We start from the raw sequence: 361 nt of genomic DNA, 5'->3' as shown, positions 1-361 counted from the left end.
GTCGGGGATGCACATTCCTCCGGCTGACAAGCTCATTCAACTGGCCAAGTTGTTCACCACGACCATTGATTATCTGCTACTCGGCTCGTATGACGAGCAGACACCGATTAGGAACACGCGATTAATGGAACGGTTTAAAACACTGACTCAGTGCCAGCCGGAAGAGCAGGAGGCGGTGATTAAGCTGATTGATGCGGTGATTGTGAAGCATCAGGTTGAGTCAACGAACCGTCCTCTTGACCAGAAGAAGAGCAGCTAGTGTAAACGATTTTTTAACGCGGGGCTGACGTGCGCGAACACGGCAACCCCGCTAACCACAACCAACTGGAAGGAGTTGACCATGGCTGACGCGCATTCTACG

General features: G+C 52.1%; 1 pseudogene. It reads left to right on the top strand.

Features of this window, described 5'->3' with window-relative positions:
• Positions 1-259, top strand: a pseudogene (locus tag H0248_RS21445) (helix-turn-helix domain-containing protein); the annotation flags it as partial.
• Positions 260-361 lie beyond the last annotated feature (102 nt).

Origin of the sequence: Pectobacterium brasiliense, from assembly GCF_013449685.1 — a bacterium.
GTDB lineage: Bacteria > Pseudomonadota > Gammaproteobacteria > Enterobacterales > Enterobacteriaceae > Pectobacterium > Pectobacterium brasiliense_A.
This window is presented reverse-complemented; position numbering and strand designations above follow the sequence as displayed.